The organism is Streptomyces sp. NPDC088194, from assembly GCF_040702025.1.
Classification (GTDB): domain Bacteria; phylum Actinomycetota; class Actinomycetes; order Streptomycetales; family Streptomycetaceae; genus Actinacidiphila.
The window spans coordinates 33,824-50,522 of sequence record NZ_JBFBIV010000033.1 but is presented as its reverse complement, the minus strand read 5'-3'; the positions used below and the strand labels follow the sequence as shown (position 1 = coordinate 50,522).

Sequence of the window (16,699 nt, the reverse complement as noted above, 5' to 3'; positions counted from 1 at the left end):
CTAATGTGGGCAACGTGATCAAAGCCGTCGCCCTCGACATCGGCGAAACCCTCGTGTCCGACAGCCGTTTCTGGGCCGGGTGGGCCGACTGGCTCGGCGTGCCCCGGCACACCGTCTCCGCGCTGGTGGGAGCGGTGGTGTCACGCGGCGACGACAACGCGGACGCCATAAGGCTGTTGCGCCCCGGCCTGGACATGGACGCCGCCTACGCGGCCCGCGAAGCCGCCGGGCGGGGCGAGCACCTCGACGAGACGGACCTCTACCCGGACGTACGGCCCTCGCTCGCCGCGCTGCGGCAGGCCGGCGTCCGGGTGGTGGTGGCGGGCAACCAGACCGCCAGGGCAGGGCAGTTGCTCCGCGACCTCGACCTGCCGGCGGACGGCGTCGCGACGTCGGGCGAGTGGGGCGTGGCCAAGCCCGACCCGGCGTTCTTCGTCCGCCTGCTGGAGACCACCCGCACACCGGCCGCCGAGACCCTCTACGTCGGCGACCACCCGGCCAACGACATCCACCCGGCCAAGGAAGCGGGCCTGCGCACCGCGCACTTGAGGCGCGGCCCGTGGGGACACCTGTGGGCGGACGACCCGCGGGTGGTCGCGGCGGCGGACTTCCGGGTCGACTCGCTGACCGAACTCGCCGGCCTGCTCCAGGACTGAGCCGCCCTCCCGCTCATCCCCGGCCGGCTCCCTTTCCCTTGACCGGTCAGCTCCTCTCGTACGCGTCCACGACCTCGTCCGTGGGTCCGTCCATGAGGAGTTCGCCCTTCTCGATCCACAACACCCGGTCGCAGGTGTCGCGGATGGACTTGTTGTTGTGCGACACGAGGAAGACGGTGCCGGCCTCCTCGCGCAGTTCCCGGATACGTTCCTCCGAGCGCTTCTGGAACGCGCGGTCGCCGGTGGCCAGTGCCTCGTCGATCATCAGCACGTCGTGGTTCTTCGCTGCGGCGATCGAGAAGCGCAGCCGGGCCGCCATGCCGGAGGAGTACGTGCGCATCGGCAGCGTGATGAAGTCGCCCTTGTCGTTGATGCCGGAGAAGTCGACGATCTGCTGGTAGCGGGCCTGGACCTCCTCCTGGGTCATGCCCATCGCCAGCCCGCCGAGGACCACGTTGGTGCCCCCGGTCAGGTCGTTCATCAGCGCGGCGTTCACCCCCAGCAGCGACGGCTGGCCCTCGGTGTAGACCCGGCCGCGCTCGGCCGGCAGCAGTCCGGCGATCGCCTTGAGCAGCGTGGACTTGCCGGAGCCGTTCGACCCGATGATGCCGATGGCCTCGCCCCGGTACGCGGTGAACGACACGCCGCGCACCGCGTGCACCAGGTGGATGTTGGGCGAGCCGCGCCGCAGCACCATACGGGCCAGCGCCGTGGCCGCGTTGCTGTGGCCCGATCCCGCGGTGTGGATGCGGTACACCACGTGCAAATCGTCCACCACGACCGTCGGAACGAGCGGAAGCACCGGCCCCCCGCGTTCCCTGGCGCCCTCGGCCGGCCCATCGGCCTCCGCCTCCGCCCCCTCCTCAGCCGCCAACCGCGTCGGCGCGGCCTCATCCATCTCCGCCCGCGCCTCTTCGGACTCCGCCCGCTCCAACTCCTCCATCCGCTCGATCCGCGCCATCCGCTCCACCTCGTCGGGTGACTCGGCGCCGCGTCCGCCGCCCCGACGCTCCGGCTGCTCCGGCTGCTCCGGCTGCTCCGGCTGCTCCGGGCGACCGCCCCCACGCCCAGCGCCCTCATCCGCCACGTTTCCACTCCTCCGTGAGCCGCCATTCACCACCTTCGCGCATTTCGCCCTCTTACGTACCCCCGTGCCCTCCGGCTCCACCCCTCGCCCTCACACGCTCACGCCCCGCTCCGCGCCCGACAACGACGAGCAACCACCACAGGCAGCCCCGGAATGGCCGCACCGACCCAGGGGCGCGTGGGGGCACCTCCCAGGCGAAGCTCTGGGGGGAGCACTGCGCGAACGACCACCCACCGGCAGGTGGCCCCGGGACGGACAGGACGGGGGCACCCGGGGGGTGGGGTTAGCTGTAGTACGAAAGCGGGATGCTGACTTCATGTTGCCGGGCCCCCGCAATCCGTAGCGTCGAACTCGACGGGAAAACGGATGGCGAGGAGAGGTCGGAACCATGCGCGGCAACGGGGTCGGGTCGAAAACAGCCAGCTCGCAGGGCACAGGAGGAACCACCCGGGAGGCACTGCGCCTCTCATCGGTGACGAAGGTCTACGAAGGCGCGGGTCACCCCGTCACCGCTCTGGACGGCGTCTCGCTCACCCTGGCAAGCGGCACCTTCACCTCGGTGATGGGCCCCTCGGGCTCCGGCAAGAGCACCCTGCTCCAGTGCGCGGCCGGCCTGGACCGGCCGACCGAGGGCCGGGTCCTGGTGGCCGGCGACGAACTGCCCGGCGGCGGCGAGGCGGAACTGACCAGGTTCCGCAGGTCCCGGATAGGCTTCGTGTTCCAGCACTACAACCTGATCCCGTACCTGACAGTGGCGCAGAACGTGATGCTGCCGCAGCGGCTGGCGGGTCGGCGGGCGCGCCGCGGCGAAGTGGCGGCGGTCCTCGCGCGGCTGAGCATCGCCGACCTCGCCGATCGGCAGCCCGCCGAACTGTCCGGCGGCCAGCAGCAGCGCGTCGCGATCGCCCGGGCCCTGGTCAGCCGCCCGGCGGTGCTCTTCGCCGACGAGCCGACCGGCGCCCTGGACACCGCGAGCGGGCGGCAGGTGCTGGCGCTGCTGCGGGAGAGCGTCCAGCAGTTCGGGCAGACCGTGGTCATGGTCACCCACGACCCGGTCGCCGCGTCGTACGCGGACCGGGTGCTCTTCCTCGCCGACGGCGCGCTGGTGGACGAGCTGCCGAACCCGGACGCGGACGAGGTGGCCCGGCGGATGGCACACCTGGACGCGCGGGCCGCGACGGCCGCCGCCGCCCGGACCACCGGCGCCCCTCCCCACTCCGCGGCCGCGGGGGCCCGCGTGCCCGGCCTCGCCCCGAAGGCGGTGGCGTGATGGCGACCGGACTGGCGCGTGCCTCCGTCCGGCACCGGCGCGGCGGCTTCCTGGCGGGCTTCCTCTCCGTCTTCCTGGGCGCGGCGATCCTGATGGCGTTCGCCTCGATGCTCGACACCGCGGGCGGCCCGGGCGTGCACGGCACCGACCGGACCACACTGACGATCATGGCGATGGTGGTCGGCGGCTGGGGCGCGATCGTGGTGGCCTCCGCCGTCGGCACCACCCTGGCGGTCGCCTCCCGGCAGCGCGCCGCCGAACTGGCGCTGCTGCGCAGCCTGGGCGCCACGCCCGGACAGGCGGTGCGGCTGGTGGTGGGCGAGGTGGCACTGGTCGGCGCGGCCGGCGCGCTGCTCGCGATCCCGTTCGGCTACGGCGGCGGATACGGACTGCTGCGCATACTCCAGGACACCGACCAGGTGCACCACGGCATCGGCTACCGCTTCGGCACGGCCGCGCTCGCGGTCGGTGCCGGCGGCTGCCTGCTGGCGGCACTGGCCGCGGCCTGGATCACCGCGCGCCGCACGGCCCGCCGCCGGGTGCGGGACGCTCAGCTCGACGCCGCCGGCGGCGGGCAGCGCACCGGCCGATTCCGCCTGGTCGCCGGAGTGGTGCTGGTCCTGGCCGGTGCGAACTGCGCGGTGCTGACCGCGACCGTGGTCGACGGCAAGCAGCTCCAGAGCCAGTCCGTCGCGGGCGAGGGGGCGATCCTCTCCTCGATCGGCTTCGCACTGCTGGCACCGGTGATCCTGCGCGCGGCGGTCGCCGTGCTCGGGCCGCTGCTGGAAACCCTGGGCGCCGGCGGACAGCTCGGCGTGCTGGGGGTGCGCCGTCGGCTCCAGCGGGCGGCGACCCCGATGATGCCGATCGTGGTGTGCACGGCGATCTCCGTCGGCACCCTCTACATGCAGGCGATCTGGAACTCCGCGCACCCGGTGATGAACGCCGACGACAAGAGCACCGCGACCCTCAACTACGTGGTGGTCGGCATGCTCGCGGTGTTCGCCGCCGTGATGCTGGTGAACCTGATCGTGGCCGATACCAGCGCGCGGCACCGGGAGTTCGCACAGCTGCGGCTGACCGGCGCGACACCGCGGCAGATCCTCCGGCTGGTCGGCGCGGAGACCGTGCTGACGCTGGTCACCGGGGTGCTGTTCGGCTCGCTCGCCGCGCTGCTGTCGATCGTGCCCTACAGTCTGGCCGTGACCGACAAGGCAGTGCCCGACACCTCACCGGGGATCTACGTCGCCGTGGTGGCCGGTGTCGCCGTTCTGACGCTCGCCGCCGGGCTGGGCTCCGCCCGCCGTACCACCCGCGTCCCGGCCACCGCCGTGCTGCGGGGAGCGGTGGCGTCGTGACCACCGACCCCGGTGCGCTCCGGGCGGGCGAGCGGCGGCGCCGGCCCGGCTGGGGTGCGTTGCTGTGGTGGCAGGCGGCGGCCTCCGTGCCCCTCGGACTCGCCCCCACCATCGTGTGGATGGCGGGCCCGTCGCACTACTTCTGGCCGCGCTGGGTGTGGTTCGGCCTGGGGCTGAACCTCGTGACGCAGTGCGCGCTGCGGTGGGCGCTGGACCGGCCGCCGGGCCGCAGCCGGGCGTTCACGGTCCAGGCCGCGCTGAGCGCCGTGTACATCGCGCTCGACGTCACCGTGTGGGCGCTGTCCGGTCGCGGATTCTTCTGGCCCGTGTTCACCATCCCGGTGGTGACGCTGGCACTGCTCGCGCACGCCTGGTGGTTGCCGCTGGCCCGGGAGCGGGAGCGGGAACTGACCGAGCGGGTCGCCGCGCTGCGCCGTACCCGCAGCGGCGTGCTGGACGTGCAGGCGGCCGAACTCAAGCGGATCGAGCGGGACCTGCACGACGGGGCGCAGGCCCGGATGGTGTCGCTGGCGATGAACCTGGGGTTGGCCGGCGAGTTGCTGTCGCGCGACCCGGACGCCGTGGCCGAACTCCTCGTCGAGGCGCGCGGCACCACCCTGACCGCGCTGGAGGAGTTGCGCACCGTCATGGAGGGCATCCAGCCCCCGGTCCTCGCCGACCGGGGCCTGGTCGGCGCGGTCGAGGCGGTCGCGCTCGACCTGGCACTGCCGGTGGAGGTCACCGCCGACGTACCCGGGCGGCTCGAAGCGCCGGTCGAGTCGGCGGTCTACTTCGCGATCACCGAATGCCTGGCCAACGTCGTCAAGCACAGCCGGGCCGCCGGCGCGTGGGTCCGCCTCGACCACCGCGCCGATACCCTGTCGGTCGTCGTCGGTGACGACGGGGTCGGCGGCGCCGCACCCGGCGCCGGTACGGGGCTGAGCGGGGTGGCCCGCCGGCTGGAAGTCTTCGACGGCACCGTCACAGTGGACAGCCCGCCCGGTGGCCCGACCCGGGTGGCGATGGAGGTACCTTGCGCGTTGTCATCGCCGAAGACCTCGCCCTCCTCCGGGACGGCCTGACCCGGCTGCTGGGCGCCCACGGCTTCGAGATCGCCGGAGCCGTAGGCGATCCCGAGGCACTGGCGGAGGTCCTGGCCCGCGAGAAGGTCGACGTCGCGATCGTCGACGTCCGGATGCCGCCGAGCTTCACCAACGAGGGGCTGGTCGCGGCGCTGGAGGCGCGTGAACGGCGCCCCGGCCTGCCGGTGGTCGTGCTGAGCCAGTACGTCGAGCAGCTCTACGCCCGCGAGTTGCTGCGGTCCGGCGAGGGCGCCATCGGCTACCTCCTCAAGGACCGGGTGGGCAACGTCCCGGACTTCGTGGAGACCGTACGGCAAGTGGCCGGCGGAGCGACGGTGCTCGACCCCAAGGTGGTGGCGGCGATGGTCACCCGCCTCGGCGGCCACGAACCCCTCACCCGGCTCACCCCCCGCGAACGCGAGGTGCTTTCCCTCATGGCGCAGGGCCGTTCCAACGCCGGGATCGGCTCCGCCCTCGTCATCACCGAGAACGCCGTCAGCAAGCACATCAACAACATCTTCACGAAGCTGGATCTGCCGACAGCCCCCGACGACAACCGCCGAGTCCTGGCGGTCCTCCAATACCTCCGCGACCCAGGGCGCCCCTGACCCCCGGGTTCCCCCGCTCCGGCCCCGGGGCCACCCGCCAGTAGTGGGTTGCTCGCTCCGTTCCCCCCGGCGAAGCCAGCGGAAGCCCACCCACGCGCCCTGGAGTTGCGTGGCTCCTCCCCGAAAGGAGGGCCACCTACCAAGGGGCGCGGGGAACTGCGCGCTCAGCAGACCACCACCCGCAGCCGGGAACGCACCGCGCCCCAACGGCGCACAGCCGAAGGGGCGCGTGGGGGTACCACCCAGGCGAAACTCGGGGGGAGGACGGAGCGAGCAACCCGCCACCGGCGGAAGCCGGGATCAGACCGGGACCGTCGCGGCGGGGGCCGCGAAGCCCCCCACCGGCGGGTGGTCCCGGGACCCCACAGGACGGGGGCACCCGGGAGGGTCCCGCTAGCTCCGCAGCACCGCGTCGGTGCGCTCTGCCGCGCGGGCGACCGCCGCATCGCGGGCGGCGGACGCCTCCTCCGCGGTGAGCGTCCGATCGTGCGCACGGAAGCGCAGCGCATACGCCAGGGACTTGCGCCCCTCCCCGATCTGCGACCCGGTGAAGACGTCGAAGAGCCGCAGGGACTCAAGGAGTTCACCGGCACCTTCACGCAGCGCCGTCTCGACCTCGGCGGCGGGCACGTCGGCCGCGACGACGAGCGCGACGTCCTGCGTGGCGACGGGGAACGTGGACACCCGCGGCCCCGCCGGGCGTTTCCCGGCCCCGGCGAACTCGATCAGGTCGAGGTCGACCTCCATCGCCGAGGTGCGCTCGGGCACGCCGAGCGCCTTGGTGACGCGCGGGTGGAGTTCACCGCCGTGCCCGATGAGCAGCTCCGTGCCGTCGGGGGCGACGGCGTAGAAGGCGGCGCACCGGCCGGGGTGGTAGGGCGCGTGGTGGTCCTGACGCAGGATCAGCTCGACCCCGGCCTCGCGGGCGACCGTACGGGCCGCCTCGATCGCGTCGGCCCAGCCGGCCGGGTGCCCCGGGCCCCACCAGCCGGCGGGCTCGCGGGCCCCGGCCAGCACGACGGCGGCGTGCCGCGGCTGGTCCGGCAGCGCGGCCTCCAGCGCGGCGATCTCCTCCGCGGTGGGCCGGCGGTCGACCGGCGGCCGCGGCGGGCTGCCGGCGCCGTCCTTGGGGTGGAAGACCAGGCCGGTCTCGAAGAGCGCGAGGTCGTGGGTGCCGCGCCCGTCGTTGCGGCGCAGCGCCCCGAGCAGCCCGGGCAGCAGGGTGGTGCGCAGCGCCGGCTCGTTGTCGTACAGCGGGTTGGCGAGGCGGACGGTGCGGCGGCGCGGGTCGTCCGCGTCGAGGCCGAGCGCGTCGAAGACCTCGGCGCCGAGGAAGGGGTAGGTCGGCGCTTCCACGTACCCGATGCCGGCCAGCGCGCGGCCGATCCGGCGGCGCAGCAGCTGGGAGTCGGTCAGGCCGCGCTGCGAGGGCACCTTGGGCAGGGTGGAGGGCAGGTTCTCGTAGCCCTCCAGCCGGATGACCTCTTCCGCGAGGTCGTTGGGGAAGGCGAGGTCGGGCCGCCAGCTCGGCACGCTGACGACCAGGTCGTCCGAGCCGGTGACGTGGCAGCCGACCTGCTGGAGGCGGCGCACCACGGTCTCGCGGCCGTACGCGGTGCCGGCCACCCGGTCCGGGTGGTCGGCGGGCATCGCGACGGTGCGCGGCTCGGCGGGCACCGCGACGTCGGTGACGCCGGGCTCCGCGGCGCCGCCGGCGAGCAGCACCAGCAGGTCCACCGCGCGCTGCGCGGCGGCGGCGGTGGCCTGCGGGTCGGTGCCGCGCTCGAAGCGGCGGGCCGCCTCGGAGCTCAGCTTGTGCCGGCGGGCGGTGCGGGCGATCGACACCGGGTCGAAGTGCGCGGCCTCGATGACGATCTCGCTGGTGCCGGAGTCGACCCCGGAGTCGGCGATCTCGGTGTGCGCGCCACCCATCACGCCGGCCAGGCCGATCGGCCCGGTCTCGTCGGTGATCACCAGATCCTCGGCGTCCAGCACCCGCTCGACGCCGTCGAGGGTGGTCAGCTTCTCGCCGGCCTCGGCGCGGCGCACCCCGATCGGGCCGGTCAGCCGGGTCCGGTCGTAGGCGTGCAGCGGCTGCCCGACCTCGAACATCACGTAGTTGGTGATGTCCACGGCGAGCGAGATCGGCCGCATGCCGACCTTCTGCAGCCGGCGCTGGAGCCAGATCGGCGAGCGGGCCTCGTGGTTGACGCCGGTGACGGTGCGGGCGGTGAAGCGGTCGCAGCCGGCCGGGTCGGAGACCTGCACCGGGTAGCCGCCCTCCTTGGGCCCGGGCACGTCGATCAGCGCGGGGTCGCTCAGCGGCAGCCCGAACGCGGTCGCGGCCTCGCGGGCCACGCCGCGCAGCGACAGGCAGTAGCCGCGGTCGGGGGTGACCGCGATGTCCAGGACGTCGTCGACGAGTTCGAGCAGGCCGATCGCGTCGGTGCCGACCTCGTGCTCGGGCGGGAGGACCACGATGCCGTCGTGGTCGTCGCCCATGCCGAGCTCGCGGGCCGAGCAGATCATGCCGTGCGAGGTCTTGCCGTACGTCTTGCGGGCGGAGATCCGGAAGTCGCCGGGCAGCACCCCGCCGGGCAGGATCACCACGACCTTGTCGCCGACCGCGAAGTTCCGCGCGCCGCAGACGATCTCCTGCGGCTCGCCGGACCCGTTGGCCTTGCCGACGTCCACGGTGCAGAACCGGATCGGCTTCTTGAAGCCCTCCAGTTCCTCGATGGTCAGCACCTGGCCGACGATCAGCGGCCCTTGCAGCCCGGCGCCCACGTGCTCGACGGTCTCGACCTCAAGACCGGCGGAAATGAGCTTGGCCTGGACGTCGCGGCCGGTGGTGCCGGCCGGCAGGTCGACGTACTCCCGCAGCCAAGAAAGCGGGACCCGCATCAGATCTCCATCCCGAACGGAAGGGTGAAACGCACGTCACCCTCGACGATGTCTCGCATGTCCTCGACGTTGTGGCGGAACATCATCATCCGCTCGATGCCGAAGCCGAACGCGAAGCCGCTGTACTTCTGGGGGTCGACACCGCAGGCGATGAGCACCTTGGGGTTGACCATGCCGCAGCCGCCCAGCTCGATCCAGCCCTCGGAGGAGCAGGTGCGGCAGGGGCGGTCGGGGTTGCCGACGGACGCGCCGCGGCAGACGTAGCAGAGCATGTCCATCTCGGCGGACGGCTCGGTGAACGGGAAGAAGTTCGGCCGCAGCCGGGTCGTCATCCCCTCGCCGAAGAGCGCGACCACCATGTGGTCCAGCGTGCCCTTGAGGTCCGCCATGGTCAGGCCCTCGTCCACGGCCAGCAGCTCGACCTGGGCGAACACCGGGGTGTGGGTGGCGTCCAGCTCGTCGGAGCGGTAGACCCGGCCGGGCGCGATCACGTACACGGGCAGCTCGCGCGCCAGCAGGGCGCGGATCTGCACCGGCGAGGTGTGCGTGCGCAGCACCATCCCGGACGGCTGGGCGCCGTCGGGGCCGGCCACGAAGAAGGTGTCCTGGGCGTCGCGGGCCGGGTGGTCCGGCGGGAAGTTCAGCGCGTCGAAGTTGAGCCATTCGGACTCGACCTCGGGGCCCTCGGCGACCTCGTAGCCCATGGCGACGAAGATGTCCTCGATGCGGTCGCCCAGGGTGGTCAGCGGGTGGCGGGCGCCCGCCGGGACCCGGCCGTAGGGCAGCGTGACATCGACCGCCTCCTCGACCAGCACCCGCGCGTCGCGCTCGGCTTCCAGCTCGGTCTGACGGGCGGCGAGCGCCTTGTTCACCTGGCCGCGGGCCTGGCCGACCCGCTTGCCCGCCTCGGCCTTGGCCTGCGGAGGCAGCGCGCCGATCTCGCGGTTGGCCAGCGCGAGCGGCGAACCGCCGCCGGCGTGCGCGGTCTTGACGTGGGTGAGCGCGTCCAGATCGGCGGCGGCCGCGATCGCGGCGAGCGCGTCGTCGCGCATCCGCTCGATCTGCTCCGGCTGCAACGCCTCGACCTCGACTGGGTCGTACGACTTGTTCGGTGCCGACATCTCTTCCCGTTCCGAATTCGGATGCTCTTGGCGGTGACCCCGAGGCGGTGCCTCCGGGGGAGGATCTGCCCGACCGGACCCATGCCAAAGGCCGAGTCTATCGGCCATGGCGGTTCCGCTCGGCTACCGGCGGTGGCGCCCGTCGGGACGGCTGCTCCGCGGTCCGCCCGGGCCGGTGGACTCACCGGTGCGGCTAGGACAGGTACGCGGGGGCCCCGACGGGCAGGATAAATCGGAACTCGGCGCCGCCGCCGGGCGCGCGCCCGACGCTGATGGTGCCGCCGTGCGCCTCGACGATGCCCTTGACGATGTACAGCCCCAGGCCGGTGCCGCCGCGCTTGCTCCCCCGCCAGAAGCGGGTGAAGACGCGGCCCATCGACTCCTCGGGGATGCCGGGCCCTTCGTCGCTCACGGTGACTGCCGTGCCCTCCGTCGTACGGTCGTCGCCGCCGATGCCGGCGGCGCGGGTCACCTCGATGGTGACAGTCCCGTCGCCGTGCCGCACCGCGTTTTCCAGCAGGTTGCCGAGGATCTGGTCGATCTTGTCCGGGTCGGCCCACAGCGCCGGCAGCGGCCCGGGCACCCGCACCGCGAACCGCTCGGCGCTCTGCCCGGCCGCGACGTGCGCCTCGACGTGGTGCCGGACGGCCGCGGCGATGTCCACCGGCTGGCGGCGCACCTCCAGCCGGCCGGAGTCGATCCGGGAGATGTCGAGGAGTTCGGCGATCAACCGGGTGACCCGGTTGGCGTCGGCGTCCACGGTCTCCAGCATCAGCTTCTTCTGGTCCTCGGTGAACCGCTCCCACTTCGCCAGCAGCGTGGCGGTGAAGCCCTTGACCGAGGTGAGCGGGGAGCGCAGTTCGTGGGCGACGGTCGCGATCAGCTCGGCGTGCGAGCGCTCGGTACGGCGCCGCGCCTCGGTGCCGCGCAGCGTGACCACCAGCCGCCGCACCGGCCCGCGCGGCCGCTGCCGGACGTACCGCGCCGAGACCAGCACCTCGCGTCCGCCGGGCAGCAGCAGGTTCCGCTCGGGCTGCGCGACACGGATGGCGAGTCCCCCGTACGGGTCGGTGAGCTGCCACCAGCGGCGCCCGTCCAGGTCCTCCAGCGGGAGCGCCTGCTCCATCGGGCGGCCGAGCGCGTCGGCGGGGCGCAGCGCGGTGATCCGGGCGGCCGCGGCGTTGAAGCAGATCACCCGGCCGTGTTCGTCGGCGACCACCAGGCCGTCGGGCAGGTCGTCGGGGTCGATGCCCAGCTGGTACGGGTCGGTGGCCGATCCGGCCGCAGGTACCGCGGGCGGCTCCTGACCGGGCGCGGGTACGGCGGCGGCCCATCCCGCCGGCACACCGCGCATGCCGTTCTGCGGCATTACGTCCAACCCCGCCACCCCCCTCTCAGGGCCCCCGGGCGGCCACCCTACTAGCTTCAAGTGACGCTGCGGCACCCCGCGGGCGAGCGCTGCGCCCGGGCGGAGGCGTACAGGCACACCGCGGCGGCCGTCGCGAGGTTCAGGCTCTCGGCCCGGCCGTGGATCGGCACCCGCACCACCGCGTCGGTGAGCGCCCTGGTCTCCTCGGGAAGTCCCCACGCCTCGTTGCCGAACACCCAGGCGGTCGGGCCGAGCATCCGGCCCTCGTCGAGTTCCGCGTCCAGGTCGTGCTCCCCCGCGCCGTCGGCGGCCAGCACCCGGACGCCCTGGGCCCGCAGGCGAGCGACGGCGGTCTCCACCGGCACGCCCACCGCGACCGGCAGGTGGAAGAGGCTGCCGGCGGAGGCGCGTACCGCCTTGGGGTTGTACAGGTCCACGGAGGCGTCGGTGAGCACCACGGCGTCCGCGCCGGCCGCGTCGGCGCAGCGCAGCACCGTGCCGGCGTTGCCGGGGTCGCGGACGTGCGCCAGGACCGCGACCAGCCGCGGCCGCGCGGCCAGCACCTGCTCGAACGGCGTGTCCAGGAACCGGCAGACCCCGATCAGCCCTTGCGGGGTGACGGTGTCCGACATCTCCGCGATCACCTGCGGTGTGGCTCGCAGCAGGGACGCGCCTGCCGCGCGGGCGGCCGCGACCAGTTCGGCGTGCCGCTCCTCCGCCTCCGGCGTGACGTACAGCTCGACGAGCGTCCGCCCTTCCGGGCCACCCTGGTGTGCGACGGCTTCGCGTACCGCCTGCGGGCCCTCCGCCAGGAACCGGCGCTCCTTCGCCCGGAACGACCGCTTGGCCAGCTTCCGCGCGGCGGTCACCCGCGCCGAGCGCAACGAGGTCAGATCCGCGGGTGGGCTGGTCACGGGCTTGGCTTTCTCTTCGTGGTGCGGTCGTCGTGCGGTCGTCGTGCGGGGGTTCGGCCCTGCGACGTGGAGGGCCGTGTTCGCTGCCGGGTGCCGACCGGTGAGTGGTCCCTGAACCGACAGAACGGGGCACCCCAGAGGAACCGGGGCACCCCGTCAAGCACCGTCACACCGGCTGAGCCCAGCGCAGCGTCACGCGGCCTTCGGCGCGTTGACGTCGGAGGGCAGCGCCTTCTGGGCGACCTCGACGAGCGCGGCGAACGCGGGCGCGTCGGTGACGGCCAGCTCCGCGAGGATCTTGCGGTCCACCTCGACGTTGGCGGCCTTCAGACCCTGGATGAAGCGGTTGTAGGTGATGCCGTTCGCACGGGCCGCGGCGTTGATCCGCTGAATCCAGAGCTGGCGGAAGTCGCCCTTGCGCTTCTTGCGGTCGTTGTAGTTGTAGACCAGGGAGTGGGTGACCTGCTCCTTGGCCTTGCGGTACAGGCGCGAACGCTGACCGCGGTAGCCGCTGGCCTGCTCAAGAATCGCCCGGCGCTTCTTCTGGGCGTTGACTGCCCGCTTGACGCGTGCCACTTGATAACTCCTTCTAGGGGACCGCGGTACCTGGTCACGCGGTCCGAAAGCGATGGGGGTCCCGGATCGGACCGCGCGCCCCGCTCGGGGGCGCGCTGGTCACTTGCCGAGAAGCTTCTTGATCTTCTTGGCGTCGGCCGGGGCCACCTCGACGGTGCCGCTCAGGGCGCGCGTCTTGCTGGACGGCTTGTGCTCCAGGTAGTGGCGAACGCCGGCGCGCTCACGGACCACCTTGCCGGAACCGGTGATCTTGAAGCGCTTGCTCGCACCACTGTGGGTCTTGTTCTTCGGCATGGCGCCGTGGTCTCCTCGTCGCTGGCCCTCCCGGGCGCCCGGTCAAGGGCGTACGGGGAGCGTCAGTCCTGCTATTACCACCCGAAGCCGCCCGCTTCCTGCGGGCGGTGCTTGCGGGGTACTACTCGAGCCGCGGTGTCAGCCGGCGTCGGCCGGAGCCTCGACCTGCTCCTCCGCCTCGGCGATCTCGCCGTCGTCACCGTCGTGGCCGGCGTCGCCCTGGCGCTCCGCCTTGCGGGCTGCCTGGGCCTCGCGGGCCTCGGCCATGGCCTCGGTCTTCTTCTTGTGCGGACCGAGGACCATGATCATGTTGCGGCCGTCCTGCTTCGGGTTCGACTCGATGAACCCGAGGTCCTGGACGTCCTCCGCGAGCCGCTGGAGCAGGCGGTAGCCCAGCTCCGGGCGGGACTGCTCACGGCCACGGAACATGATCGTGATCTTGACCTTGTCGCCCTGCTTGAGGAACCGGACGACGTGACCCTTCTTGGTGTCATAGTCGTGCGGGTCGATCTTCGGCCGGAGCTTCATCTCCTTGATGACCGTGTGCGCCTGGTTCTTGCGCGCCTCACGGGCCTTCATGGCCGACTCGTACTTGAACTTCCCGTAGTCCATGAGCTTGCACACGGGCGGACGGGCGTTCGCCGCGACCTCGACCAGGTCGAGGTCGTACTCCTGCGCAAGCTCCAGTGCCTTGGCAAGCGGCACGATGCCTACCTGCTCGCCACTGGGACCGACAAGTCGCACCTCGGGAACGCGAATCCGGTCGTTGATGCGGGGCTCGGCGCTGATGGGGCCTCCTCGGTTGCACGACGCGACTGACTGGCCGACAGCCGCGCTTTGGGTCGTCTTCTGCTACTACCCTGTGCGTCGGTCCCGAACGTCAAAAACGCCCCGTACGGCACACAGGCGGGCTCCTCACAACCGGGAGCACCGCCGCGTTATTCCGCGGGGCGCATCGGACGGCGGGAGCCGGGCGCGCGACACGCCGACCGAAGCCGTCTGACCGGGGACCCGTCGGCCGACGGGCCGAACAGGTGGGAGATCGGAGCCTCCACTTGGTGGCCGGACACGATGATGTCCGACCGGTCGTTCACCAAGCATAGCAGCGCGGACCCCAAGGCAGTAATCGGCCGGACGGGGCATATCGTGGCGGCCATGAGCGACGCACCGGCCCCCACTGACGCCTCGGCCCCCGCCGCGGCACCCGACTTCGACGACCTGACCCGCGACATCGCGGACGTCCCGGCGGTGGAGGTGATCACCACGGTAGCGGTCCACCTGATGAGCGCCGCCGCGGTGAACCTGGGGCTGGCCGAGGAGGGCGAGCAGCACAAGGACCTCGACGAGGCCCGCAAGCTCATCCAGGCGCTCGCCGGGCTGGTCAGCGCCAGCGCCACCGAGATCAGCTCCTTCCACGCCGCCCCGCTGCGGGACGGGCTGAAGTCGCTCCAGCTCGCCTTCCGCGAGGCGTCGGTGGTACCCGACGAGCCCGGCCAGGGCCCGGGCGAGAAGTTCACCGGACCGGTCTACGGCTGACCGCCGCCCTCCTACGCCGCCCCGCCCTCCTGGGTGCGGGCGGCGCTCTCCGCCTCGACGGCGGCGGCGCGGGCGGCCTTCGCGGCGGCCATCGCCGGGTGGGTGGTCTGGTGCACGAGCGCGGCGATCACGGCGCCGACCAGCGGGGCGACCAGGAAGAGCCACACCTGGGTGAGCGCGGGGCTGCCGGCGAACAGCGCCGGGGCGAGGCTGCGGGCCGGGTTGACGCCGGTACCGGTGAGCGGGATGCCGACCAGGTGGATCACCGCCAGCGCGATACCGATCGGCAGGCCGTCGAAGCCGACCACGGCGATCTTGTGCGTCACCGCGAGCACCACGAAGACCAGCAGGAAGGTCAGGATCACCTCGGCGACGAACGCGCCGAAGATGTTGATGCCGACCGCCGAGCGCGTGCCGTAGCCGTTGGTGCCGAACGCGCCGTACCGCCTGAAGCCGGGCACCTGCTCGGCGACCAGCAGCAGGAGCGCGGCGCCCACGATCGCGCCGACGAACTGGGCGACCCAGTACTCGACCGCCCGGCGCAGCTCGATCCGACCGGCCAGCAGCATGCCGAGCGTGACCGCCGGGTTGACGTGGCTGCCGGAGATGGGCCCGATCGCGTAGGCGATGGCCAGCAGCACGAAACCGAAGGCCAGCGCGATGCCGAGGGTGCCGATGTACGAGCCGGACAGCACCGCGGCGCCGACCGCGAAGAAGACGAGCGCGAGCGTGCCCACGAATTCGCAGATGACAGCGCGGGTGTCGGTGGGGCGGTAGTTCATCACGTCCGCGGCGGTGAAGGTTGGCCGATCCATCGCGCCTCCTCGAAATGATCAGTCCCTGCCTCTGCATTGTCGGCACAACGGGTGAATCACACATCTCGGGGCATATGCGGCGCCTGTCCGGCGTGGGCAACGGACGCGTGATCGGCGCGGGGCCCCGGTTCGGGGCCGGTGCGCGGCTGACCGGCGCCGGGCCCCGGCGCGAGGGCGGTGGGCGCGGGGCTGCGGACGGGTCCGACTGGGAACGCGGGCGCGGCGGAGCGGCGGCGCCCGCAGGCGCTCAGCGGGTGAAGAGCGGCTCTCCCGGGAGGCTCGCCGTCGGCGGGAGGAGGGCCAGGTCCAGGCCCTGGACCAGTGCGGCGCGCAGCGTCTCGTCGCCGGCCAGCGCCCCGGCCAGCCGGTTCGCGGCGGCGGTCACGTCGGCGCCGTCGGCGAGCACCAGGGTCAAGGTGCCGTCGGTGCCCGGGCCGCCGGGGGTGAGGTGGGCGCGGGCGATGCCCGGCTCCGCGGCGACGGCGGCGCGCAGCGCGGACCGCACCTCGGGGTCGGTCAGCGGGTCGGTACGGGCCGGTCCGGCCGCGGCGGCGCGCAGCGCGGCACCGGTCAGTTCGTACGTCACCGGTCCGGCCAGGTCGATCAGCAGCGTGTCCGCGTGCTCGTGGGCGAGCGCCTGGAGGGCCTGGTGCAGCGGCACGGCCACCGGGCGGGCGTCCGCGCGCCAGCTCGCCAGCGACCGGGTCGAGGTGAAGGCGGGCAGCGCGCGCCGCCCGTCCGGCGCCTGGATGGTCGGCACCGCCATGTCACTGCTCTTCTCCCGGGTCAGCCCGTCGGGTCCGGTCTCCGCCTCGCCGAGCACCGCCACGACCGGGACGAGCAGCCGTGCCCCGTGCAGCGCCGCCACCACGTCCGCGTCCGAGGCCCGCCCCGCCGCGTAGGCCGCGAGTGCTTCGGCCAGCGCCACGTCCGCCGACCCGTCGTCCTCCGCGAACCCGGAGTCCGGAATATTCTTCAACGCCACGAAGGCACCCTATCCGCCGGGCCGGGCGCGCCCCGGCGCGGTGCCGCCGGCACCGCCACACCACGGCCCTGGCCGCCCACCGACGCCCCGCGCCTTCCGCCGTGCCGCGCGGTGCGAACCCGCT

The 16,699-nt window shown here is 73.1% G+C and carries 16 protein-coding genes; 6 read left to right on the top strand and 10 right to left on the bottom strand.

Going from position 1 to position 16,699, the window contains the following annotated elements; translation table 11 throughout:
• Positions 1–14 precede the first annotated feature (14 nt).
• On the top strand, positions 15–656 hold the full coding sequence (locus AB0399_RS19925) for an HAD family hydrolase (protein WP_328461845.1): 642 nt from the start codon (positions 15–17) through the stop codon (positions 654–656).
• 46 nt (positions 657–702) lie between these two features.
• Here the strand turns inward: AB0399_RS19925 and AB0399_RS19920 are convergent, their stop codons facing one another.
• On the bottom strand, positions 703–1,554 hold the full coding sequence (locus AB0399_RS19920; protein WP_329374432.1) for an ABC transporter ATP-binding protein: 852 nt from the start codon (positions 1,552–1,554) through the stop codon (positions 703–705).
• Between the two features lie 661 nt (positions 1,555–2,215).
• Between AB0399_RS19920 and AB0399_RS19915 the strand changes: the two genes are divergently transcribed.
• From AB0399_RS19915 to AB0399_RS19900, 4 genes are read left to right on the top strand one after another with little or no spacing between them, the layout of a single operon-like run.
• Positions 2,216–3,013: an ABC transporter ATP-binding protein gene (locus tag AB0399_RS19915; protein ID WP_366412216.1), complete on the top strand. Its 798-nt coding sequence runs from the start codon at positions 2,216–2,218 to the stop codon at positions 3,011–3,013.
• Positions 3,013–4,371 carry an FtsX-like permease family protein gene (locus tag AB0399_RS19910; RefSeq protein WP_366412215.1) on the top strand — a complete coding sequence of 453 codons (1,359 nt, stop codon included), beginning with the start codon at positions 3,013–3,015 and terminating at the stop codon, positions 4,369–4,371. The genes AB0399_RS19915 and AB0399_RS19910 overlap by 1 nt, the downstream gene beginning before the upstream one ends.
• Positions 4,368–5,453: a histidine kinase gene (locus AB0399_RS19905; protein ID WP_366412214.1), complete on the top strand. Its 1,086-nt coding sequence runs from the start codon at positions 4,368–4,370 to the stop codon at positions 5,451–5,453. The genes AB0399_RS19910 and AB0399_RS19905 overlap by 4 nt, the downstream gene beginning before the upstream one ends.
• Positions 5,405–6,061, top strand: a complete 657-nt coding sequence (locus tag AB0399_RS19900) for a response regulator transcription factor (protein ID WP_329371349.1) — start codon at positions 5,405–5,407, stop codon at positions 6,059–6,061. Before AB0399_RS19905 ends, AB0399_RS19900 begins: the two co-directional genes overlap by 49 nt.
• Positions 6,062–6,454: 393 nt before the next feature.
• Here AB0399_RS19900 and pheT read toward each other — a convergent pair whose 3' ends face one another.
• The 7 genes from pheT to infC all read right to left on the bottom strand — a co-directional run bounded on the left by pheT (position 6,455) and on the right by infC (position 14,028).
• A complete protein-coding gene (gene pheT, locus AB0399_RS19895; protein ID WP_329371347.1) occupies positions 6,455–8,965 on the bottom strand; it encodes a phenylalanine--tRNA ligase subunit beta in 2,511 nt (836 codons plus the stop codon).
• Positions 8,965–10,086, bottom strand: a complete 1,122-nt coding sequence (gene pheS, locus AB0399_RS19890; protein ID WP_329371345.1) for a phenylalanine--tRNA ligase subunit alpha — start codon at positions 10,084–10,086, stop codon at positions 8,965–8,967. Before pheS ends, pheT begins: the two co-directional genes overlap by 1 nt.
• Before the next feature lie 193 nt (positions 10,087–10,279).
• Entirely contained in the window at positions 10,280–11,464 is a 1,185-nt protein-coding gene (locus AB0399_RS19885; protein ID WP_366412213.1) for an ATP-binding protein, read from the bottom strand.
• 47 nt (positions 11,465–11,511) lie between these two features.
• On the bottom strand, positions 11,512–12,369 hold the full coding sequence (locus AB0399_RS19880; RefSeq protein ID WP_366412212.1) for an RNA methyltransferase: 858 nt from the start codon (positions 12,367–12,369) through the stop codon (positions 11,512–11,514).
• Positions 12,370–12,561: 192 nt separating this feature from the next.
• Complete coding sequence (gene rplT / locus AB0399_RS19875; RefSeq protein WP_103886373.1) at positions 12,562–12,945, bottom strand: 50S ribosomal protein L20; 384 nt, start codon at positions 12,943–12,945, stop codon at positions 12,562–12,564.
• Between the two features lie 99 nt (positions 12,946–13,044).
• Positions 13,045–13,239: a 50S ribosomal protein L35 gene (rpmI, locus tag AB0399_RS19870; protein ID WP_328461867.1), complete on the bottom strand. Its 195-nt coding sequence runs from the start codon at positions 13,237–13,239 to the stop codon at positions 13,045–13,047.
• 138 nt (positions 13,240–13,377) lie between these two features.
• Complete coding sequence (infC, locus tag AB0399_RS19865) at positions 13,378–14,028, bottom strand: translation initiation factor IF-3 (protein WP_328473869.1); 651 nt, start codon at positions 14,026–14,028, stop codon at positions 13,378–13,380.
• Between the two features lie 366 nt (positions 14,029–14,394).
• On the opposite strand from infC, the gene AB0399_RS19860 reads away from it, so the two are divergent.
• A complete protein-coding gene (locus AB0399_RS19860; protein WP_329371337.1) occupies positions 14,395–14,775 on the top strand; it encodes a DUF1844 domain-containing protein in 381 nt (126 codons plus the stop codon).
• An 11-nt stretch (positions 14,776–14,786) separates the two neighbouring features.
• Here the strand turns inward: AB0399_RS19860 and AB0399_RS19855 are convergent, their stop codons facing one another.
• Both AB0399_RS19855 and AB0399_RS19850 read right to left on the bottom strand, forming a co-directional pair.
• Entirely contained in the window at positions 14,787–15,557 is a 771-nt protein-coding gene (locus tag AB0399_RS19855; RefSeq protein WP_329374430.1) for an MIP family channel protein, read from the bottom strand.
• 280 nt (positions 15,558–15,837) lie between these two features.
• Positions 15,838–16,575 (bottom strand): SseB family protein, encoded by a 738-nt coding sequence (locus tag AB0399_RS19850; RefSeq protein ID WP_366412211.1) that lies wholly within the window; start codon positions 16,573–16,575, stop codon positions 15,838–15,840.
• Positions 16,576–16,699 lie beyond the last annotated feature (124 nt).

Excerpts from the sequence above, each read along its gene's own strand:
- AB0399_RS19910 (WP_366412215.1), top strand. The coding sequence starts at position 3,013 with ATGGCGACCGGACTGGCGCGTGCCTCCGTCCGGCACCGGCGCGGCGGC.
- AB0399_RS19920 (WP_329374432.1), bottom strand. The coding sequence starts at position 1,554 with ATGGATGAGGCCGCGCCGACGCGGTTGGCGGCTGAGGAGGGGGCGGAG.
- pheT (WP_329371347.1), bottom strand. The coding sequence starts at position 8,965 with ATGCGGGTCCCGCTTTCTTGGCTGCGGGAGTACGTCGACCTGCCGGCC.
- rpmI (WP_328461867.1), bottom strand. The coding sequence starts at position 13,239 with ATGCCGAAGAACAAGACCCACAGTGGTGCGAGCAAGCGCTTCAAGATC.
- AB0399_RS19860 (WP_329371337.1), top strand. The coding sequence starts at position 14,395 with ATGAGCGACGCACCGGCCCCCACTGACGCCTCGGCCCCCGCCGCGGCA.
- AB0399_RS19855 (WP_329374430.1), bottom strand. The coding sequence starts at position 15,557 with ATGAACTACCGCCCCACCGACACCCGCGCTGTCATCTGCGAATTCGTG.
- pheS (WP_329371345.1), bottom strand. The coding sequence starts at position 10,086 with ATGTCGGCACCGAACAAGTCGTACGACCCAGTCGAGGTCGAGGCGTTG.